4 protein-coding genes and 4 pseudogenes are annotated in these 5774 nt (G+C 39.8%); 5 read left to right on the top strand and 3 right to left on the bottom strand.

What is annotated here, in order from left to right:
- Positions 1-432: 432 nt before the first annotated feature.
- The 5 genes and pseudogenes from H8716_RS17150 to H8716_RS17170 all read left to right on the top strand — a co-directional run bounded on the left by H8716_RS17150 (position 433) and on the right by H8716_RS17170 (position 5274).
- On the top strand, positions 433-2022 hold the full coding sequence (locus H8716_RS17150; RefSeq protein WP_249310176.1) for an AAA family ATPase: 1590 nt from the start codon (positions 433-435) through the stop codon (positions 2020-2022).
- A gap of 283 nt (positions 2023-2305) precedes the next feature.
- Positions 2306-2431, top strand: a pseudogene (locus tag H8716_RS17990) (IS66 family insertion sequence element accessory protein TnpA); the annotation flags it as partial.
- Positions 2422-3360 (top strand): annotated as a pseudogene (gene tnpC, locus H8716_RS17160) (IS66 family transposase); the annotation flags it as partial. The pseudogenes H8716_RS17990 and tnpC, both read left to right, overlap by 10 nt.
- Before the next feature lie 362 nt (positions 3361-3722).
- Positions 3723-3983 (top strand): hypothetical protein, encoded by a 261-nt coding sequence (locus H8716_RS17165; protein WP_249310178.1) that lies wholly within the window; start codon positions 3723-3725, stop codon positions 3981-3983.
- 43 nt (positions 3984-4026) lie between these two features.
- Positions 4027-5274, top strand: a complete 1248-nt coding sequence (locus tag H8716_RS17170; RefSeq protein WP_249310179.1) for an alpha/beta hydrolase-fold protein — start codon at positions 4027-4029, stop codon at positions 5272-5274.
- Between the two features lie 22 nt (positions 5275-5296).
- Here the strand turns inward: H8716_RS17170 and H8716_RS17175 are convergent, their stop codons facing one another.
- The 3 genes and pseudogenes from H8716_RS17175 to H8716_RS18105 all read right to left on the bottom strand — a co-directional run.
- The gene (locus H8716_RS17175) at positions 5297-5476 is read right to left on the bottom strand and encodes a hypothetical protein (RefSeq protein WP_249310180.1); all 180 of its coding nucleotides are present in this window, start codon (positions 5474-5476) and stop codon (positions 5297-5299) included.
- Positions 5477-5490: 14 nt separating this feature from the next.
- Positions 5491-5535, bottom strand: a pseudogene (locus H8716_RS17995) (hypothetical protein); the annotation flags it as partial.
- Between the two features lie 98 nt (positions 5536-5633).
- A pseudogene (locus H8716_RS18105) lies at positions 5634-5774 on the bottom strand (IS66 family transposase); the annotation flags it as partial.

The following is a 5774-nucleotide window of genomic DNA, read 5'->3' on the forward strand; positions in this document are numbered from 1 at the left end:
AGGAGGTTTTGTCAAGTACTTTTTTTGTAAAAAAAGAAAAGAAATCCTTTAAATGCCGATGAAATCAGGGCTGAAGGAATTCTGAAATTTTTCTAAAATACTTAAGTTGACCACAGTGGTGTCAGGCACCATAACATCTTTAAGTTAAGATGAAACTGTAAACAGAAAAAGAAAATCTGGAGTTATCTATATTACGTAATTTCACAAAAAAATTTCTTGTGTATGAGAATAGACGAAAATGTGTGGTACGATAAAACTGAGTATTCCAATACAATAGGGAAACCGGTATTCCGGAGCGGAAACTATCTCTGATTGGCTTGTTTACGCGGACTTGTTGACTTGCCATTTGACCTGCTAAATGGTAAAATCAATGCATAACAGGTGAGTTGTAGACTTTTATAAGGAACAGCTCCAGAAAGGAGTCTGAACTGCATGGGAAGATTCGTGAATCCAGACAACAGCGCATTTCAGGTCGCACTGAACTCTAAGATATATGTTGATAAGACCGGGTTGATTGAGTATACGAATAGTGTTTTAGACACGATGGAAGGGTATATCTGCAACAGCCGTCCTCGTAGATTCGGAAAATCATATGCCGCCAATATGCTGGCGGCGTATTACAGCAAGGGCTGTGATTCTGAAGAAATGTTCTCTGGGCTGGAAATAGCAAAAGCACCGGATTTCAAGCAGCACCTCAATAAGTACGATGTGATCCATATTGATATTCAGTGGTTTCTTGCGAATTGTGAAAACGCTGATGAGGTGGTTTCGTTCATTACGAAAAGTGTGCTGGATGAACTTCGGGAAATCTATCCGGGCACGCTTCCGACAGAGGTAGTAAGACTTCCGGACGCACTTTCACGAGTGAAAGAGAGGACAGGTCAGAAGTTTATCATCATCATCGATGAATGGGATGTTCTGATTCGAGACGGCGAAGTGAGCGAGACAATTCAGGATGAGTACATTAATTTCCTGCGTGGAATGTTCAAAGGAACCGAGCCGACAAAATATATCCAACTTGCATACCTTACGGGAATCTTGCCTATAAAAAAGGAAAAAGCTCAGTCCGCAGTGAATAATCTTGATGAGTTTACAATGCTTCAAGCGTTCGGACTGGCACCGTACATTGGCTTTACCGAAAATGAAGTGAAAGATCTCTGTGAGAAGTACAACAGGGATTTTGAAAAAGTGAAGAAATGGTATGACGGCTACCTATTGGATGGTTATCAGGTCTATAACCCCAAAGCAGTCGTTAGTCTGATGACGAAAGGAAAGTTTAGAAGCTATTGGTCGGAAACCGGCTCATATGAGGTGGTTGTTCCGCTGATTTGCATGAATTTTGACGGATTGAAAACTGCCATTATTGAAATGATCTCCGGTGCAGAGGTCGAGGTCAACACTGCAAGCTTCAAGAACGATCCGGCAAAGATTCAGAACAGAGACGACGTTATAACCTATCTGATTCATCTGGGTTATCTTGGCTATAATGAAGAAAATGGAACAGCCTTTGTACCAAACGAAGAAATTCGACAAGAACTGAGTACTGCTGTGAGAAATAGTCATTGGGATGAGATGATTACATTCCAGCAGGAATCCAGAAAGCTGCTCATGGCGACATTGACGAAGGACGAAAAGCGTGTTGCACAGGAAATCGAAAAGATTCATAATGATTATGTTTCTATCATCCAGTACAATAATGAAAATTCCTTGAGTAGCGTTCTTGCAATCGCTTATCTTGGATCGATGCAGTATTACTTCAAACCGGTTCGAGAAATGCCAACAGGGTATGGGTTTGCAGATTTGATTTTTGTACCGAAGCCTGAATATGTGAATTCCTATCCAGCAATGGTGATGGAATTGAAGTGGAATAAAGATGCTGAAACCGCAGTGAAACAAATAAAAAAGAAGAAGTACCCGGAGTCACTTCTTCAGTACACGGGTGATATTCTGCTGGTTGGTATCAATTACGATCCAGACATCAAAGCACACGAGTGCTTGATTGAAAAGTACGAGAAGAAATAACACCCTTGCCAGCTGGCGCACTATGTAAATTCTACATGGTACGCTGGCGGGCTTTCTTATTTTGCGCTTATAAACGTTTTGTAATGCAATGCAGAGGTTGTATGCCAATACTTTATTGTAAGCGTCAAATAAAACGTAAGCGCAAAATAATTCGACGGATTGTGTTGCCCTAAAAATCAATCCATAATAATCATTAGAGAATGCAAGCATTTCACTTCATTTTCTCTTGCTAGAAATGATAGATGCGAACATTTTACTCTATTCAAGTTATGGAGGTGTGCTCATGAGAAGCAAAAGAATACCTGCTGAAGAACAATACCGTCTCATCATGGAATGCCGTCAAAGTAGATTGACAGATCATCAATGGTGTGTGGAACATGATATCAAGCCAGGAACTTTTTGCAACTGGGGGTCCCATTAAGCCGGGCTACGCTTGCTAACTGGATCATTTACTGTGCCGAGAATTATCTCCGTCATGTTTATGATTATTTTCACCGTCAGTTACGGATGCGTAAATATCTGATGGCAGATGAAACCCGAGTTCAGGTACTGAATGAGCCGGAGCGTAATCCTGAAACGGATTCCTGGATGTGGCTCTTCCGCAGTGGAGAAGATGGACTTCCGCCGATCCTGCTCTACCATTACACAGAGACAAGGGCAAAGTTCCATGCAGCATCTTTCTTACAGGGGTTCAGCGGATATCTGGAGACGGATGGATACCAGGGTTATAATAATCTGCCGGACATCAAACGCTGCTCTTGCTGGACACATGTGAGACGTTACTTCACAGATGCCATACCGAAAGGGAAAGAGTATGATTACAGCCTTCCGGCAGTACAGGGAGTACAGTTCTGTTCCAAGCTGTTTGATTGTGAGCGGTACTCAAAAGCAAAAAATCACACTGCGGAGCAGAGAAAACAATTTCGTCTTGAAAAGGAGAAGCCGATACTAGAGGCATTCTGGAATTGGCTGGATCAACAGCGCCCAAACAAGGGAACCCGTTTGGCGAAAGCGGTGAACTATGCCCAAAATCGGAAAGACACCCTGATGACCTATCTGGAAGACGGTCATTGCAGTTTATCCAACAATCTTAGCGAGAATGCAATCAGACCATTCACTGTTGGCCGGAAGAACTGGCTGTTCAGCGCCAGTCCTAAAGGGGCCACCGCTAGTGCTATTGTGTATACAATAGTTGAGATGGCAAAAGCGAATGATCTGAATACCTATAAATATCTGACATATCTCTTATCACAACGGCCAAACGATAAAATGTCAGATGAACAGCTGGAACAACTTGCTCCATGGAGCGAGACTGCGAAAATGAACTGTCAAAACTAAAATAAAGTAAAACGCTTGCATCTATCATTTCGGTGCAAACGTAATTTACGAGTAACGTAGCAATATTTTGCGCTTACGGAATATAAATAAATACTGTCGTTTTCTCAATGAAAAACTAAAGAAATTTGAGGGAAAAACAACAGAAAAAACAGCCTGATCAAAAGTACAGCTGTAAAAATCCAGATAAGGGATTTTTGCGGCCAAAAATAAATTTCATCTTTCATAGAAAAAGGATCCCTCGCAAGGTAGAAGGCTAACAAACCTTGTCCTTGCAGGGATCCTTTCAATTGCTACTGGAGAAGCCGAAATGTGGTATTAACCGACAGTCCCTTAAATATCATTGGTGTTGGATACATGATATAATGAAAAAAGAAGATAAAACGAAGAAAAAATATTACGAAGGCGTTCTTGATGTTTATTATGCACAAAAAATAAGCTTTAAAATACTGAATATTAAACAAAAAAGTAACAAATGTTGTGAAAATATTGACAAAACATGTGCAACAATATATACTCTGATGTATACAACAAGTCGGATCAAAATAGAAAGGAGAAAGAAATGTTCAAAAAGGGATGGTTGTTATATTATGAAATATTCATTTCCTAAAAATATTATAATTTGAATTTAATATCCACAGCGTACAAATATGAGAAAGGAAAAACAAAATGAAAAAAAGATTATGTGTATTGGGAATGATAGTAATGGCATTAGGCGCAGTAGTGAATGTATATGCAGATGATAATGAATATGTGCCAGGAGTAACGGTAGAAGAAGATGCAGATTCACCTACTGGATATACGGCAGTATTTATTTATGAAGATGAAAAGGCTGAAACAGTAAAACTTTCAGGAAGTTTCGGAATGGCAACAGACGAACATGAACAGGGAGTAGAACCAGAATATACCTCTCCTCATGAATGGCAAGATGGAATGTTTCCAATAGGTCAGGAAACATATTCAGAAGAAATGGAAAAAGTGGAAGGAACAGATCTCTGGATCGACAAATTACCATTACCAAGTGGACATTATCAGTATTGTTTTTATGTGGATGATTCTGAAACAAGAGTATATGATCCGACAAATCCACCATCAGCATCTTCAGTAAAAGGTGGGGGAGCCTATACAAGAAGTGTGTTTGATGTTCCGTATGATGAAGAAAAACAGCCAAATGAAACAGATTTCAGTTTTGCGGCAAAACGTACAGATGATCAAAAAGGAGAGGTTTCCTATGTTGCATATGAAGATTTGAGTGGGGAAACGAGATCAATGGGTGTATATCTGCCATATGGATACGATGCAGAACGTGAGGAAGGATATAAGGTGTTATATTTAGCTCATGGTACTGGTGGTAATGAAGCATTTTGGTTTGGTGGTGGTGCAGCAACAGAGATTTTTGATAATCTTATTGCAGAAGGAACAACTGAACCAACGATTGTAGTTACAATGAATGCGGAACTCTATCTGGCAGAAGGAGAAGAATTTGAATGGGATTATGATATGTGTATTGATAATATTATGAATGCGATTATCCCGTATATAGAAGAAAACTATAACGTTGATACAAATCCAGAAAGCAGAGCATTTGCTGGATTATCAAGAGGAGCTATGTTGGCAACAAAGGTATACTTTGATCATGCAAAAGATTTCAATTATTTTGGATTTTTCAGTGGTGCAATGAACAAGCTGGACTGGGAAAATGCAGATGCTGAGGAACTTGCAGAACCGGATATCATGATGGGATGTGGAATATATGATTTTGCATTGAATATGGATGGATTGAGCATGGAAACTTTTGATGCAACAATGACTGAACTAGGAATAGAACACAGTGTACTTAAAGTAAATGGTGCTCATGAATGGTTTACCTGGATGCAGTTGCTTTACAACTTTGCAGGAGAACACCTTTGGAAATAGAATAGATAATAAGATTTTCTTCTTAAGATAAGTAGGGGCTGTCCTGAACTAAGTTTTCAGGACAGCCTCCATTTGGTTTAAGACTTTCGTCATTCTCCAATATCCTTTTCTGCTGTTGGCAAGTTCTTTTGCTTTCCAATGTTCCAGTCTCAATGCTTTTAGCATTCTGTACTTCGTTTTGATTTTCTTCCACTGCTTCCAATAGACCGCTCGTATTCGACGCCTTGCCCATTCGTCTGTTTCTTTGAGAAGATTCTTCATGTCTGCAAGTTTGAAGTAATTTACCTATCCTCTCACGAATTGTTGATATTTTTCTTCTCTTTTAGTATTGTTCATGCCGTTATTTCTGTCTGTCAGTTACGTAGGTGCTTCTCTATCTCAACAAGCTCCGGTTCGTGTGCATCAGGATCCGCACAGGTTTCGATTTCATTAAAAAGAGACATCTGCCCCTCGATTTCGAGAGTAGATGTCTTCTCGGATTTTGTTCCATAAAGTTTACG

The sequence above is a fragment of the Jingyaoa shaoxingensis genome (genome assembly GCF_014385005.1).
In the GTDB taxonomy this organism is placed as follows: domain Bacteria; phylum Bacillota; class Clostridia; order Lachnospirales; family Lachnospiraceae; genus Marvinbryantia; species Marvinbryantia shaoxingensis.

Coding starts and splice junctions, on each gene's coding strand:
- H8716_RS17150 (WP_249310176.1), top strand. CDS start 433: ATGGGAAGATTCGTGAATCCAGACAACAGCGCATTTCAGGTCGCACTG.
- H8716_RS17165 (WP_249310178.1), top strand. CDS start 3,723: ATGAAAAAAGAAGATAAAACGAAGAAAAAATATTACGAAGGCGTTCTT.
- H8716_RS17170 (WP_249310179.1), top strand. CDS start 4,027: ATGAAAAAAAGATTATGTGTATTGGGAATGATAGTAATGGCATTAGGC.